The 1,432-nt window shown below is 72.8% G+C and carries 2 protein-coding genes; both read right to left on the bottom strand.

The window, feature by feature from the left end; all coding sequences use genetic code 11:
• Positions 1-803: arabinosyltransferase domain-containing protein (locus G6022_RS15710; RefSeq protein ID WP_347238196.1), on the bottom strand; the 803-nt coding region annotated here is incomplete at its 3' end.
• Between the two features lie 12 nt (positions 804-815).
• Positions 816-1,432: arabinofuranosyltransferase (locus G6022_RS15705; protein ID WP_182638465.1), on the bottom strand; the 617-nt coding region annotated here is incomplete at its 5' end.

Here is a 1,432-nt window from a genome sequence, read left to right as displayed (position 1 = left end):
CGGGTCCACGAGCGGGGGACGAACCGGCGGTCGGACCGTCCGTCGATCCCGTCGAGGCGGTGCAGGAACACCACCGAGGCGAGGGTCGCCAGGATCCCCAGCACCATCAGCGCCAGCTTGAGCACCGTGGGGCTGGAGGAGTAACGGGAGTCGACGGTGATCTCCACCGTCGACCCGCCCAGCCCCTCGGGCGCGGAGGTGGGCGTGAGGTCCGTGAACACCCCTGTCACCTGCGGTCGCATGGTTCCCGGGACGGCCGCGCTGACCGGGTCCTGCCCGTTCTCGTCGTCGTCCCCGCCCCGGTCCCCGTCCTCGGACAGGCCGGTGAGCTCGGCCACCAGCACCCCGACCTCGGCCCGGACCCGCAGCGACTCGCAGGCCGGGTCCCGGAGGGTGGACAGGGGGACCGAGAGCAGGGTGGTGTTGCGGACCGCCACCTCGATGGCGGGGTCCCCCGCGGCGTCGGCCGAGCGCTGGACCACGAGGCCGTCGGAGATCCGACCGGGTGCGCCCTCGGGCAGGGTCGAGAACACGATCGTGTCGTCGGGAACCTGCGACAGCGGGCCACACGGTGCGGTGATGGTCAGGTCCAGCGGTCTCCCGGAGACCAGTGGGGCGGTGACGGAGGCGTAGTCGGGTCCGGCGGTCCAGCGCACCTCGGTGGTGTTCTGGTGGACCGGGAGGAAACCGGACAGGATCGCCAGGAACGCGCCGAGGAAGCCGGTGATCACGGCCAGCCGTCGGTCGCGGTCCATACCCGGGTACGGGTGCAGCCCGAGGGGGCGCCCGCCGCTCGCCGTCACAGTGGGGTCACCTCATCGCACCACGATCACGGCGAACGGTCCGACGTCGTGGACCTCGAAGTGGGGGCCCTCCACGGCCTCGGCGGGGATGGTGACGCCCAACCGGCGCACGTTGGGGTCGTTGGGGTAGGTGTCCTCGGCCAGGCGCAGCGCGTACCCGGAACCCGAGGGGCGGGCGACCACGGCGTCCGGGCGCCGCCACGGCGTGTCGTTCATCATGGCGTACAGCTCGTCGCCGCTGGTGGCGTCCTCCCAGCCGATCATCGCCTCGTTGCGCTCGTCGTACCGGCCGAGCGGGTTGGCGTAGTGGGAGGTGACGGCCTGGTAGGCCAGGTACGGGTGGTAGGCCAGGAAGGCGTCGGCGGTGCTGACGACGACGAGGTCGGTCTTCTCCCGGCCCGGGAACGCCTCGAGGATGACCCTGTCGACCTCGGCGTAGTGGGACTCGGGCCCGGGAGGGAAGCGGTCGGCTCGCTCACCGTCGCCGTCGGTGTCCGTGTAGGCCAGCCGGATCTCCTCGTGCAGGTGATCGGGGATCCCCTGCGCGTGGGCGAGTGCGGCGAGGGTGGCCACGACGCCCACGACGGCGGTGGCCCGGCGACGCCGGTCGGCGGCCTCGGCGGCGGGTC

The sequence above is a fragment of the Dietzia sp. Cai40 genome (assembly GCF_014145165.1).
Lineage (GTDB): Bacteria > Actinomycetota > Actinomycetes > Mycobacteriales > Mycobacteriaceae > Dietzia > Dietzia natronolimnaea.
Note: the sequence above shows the minus strand (reverse complement) of the source record. Positions and strands in the feature narration are given on the sequence as shown.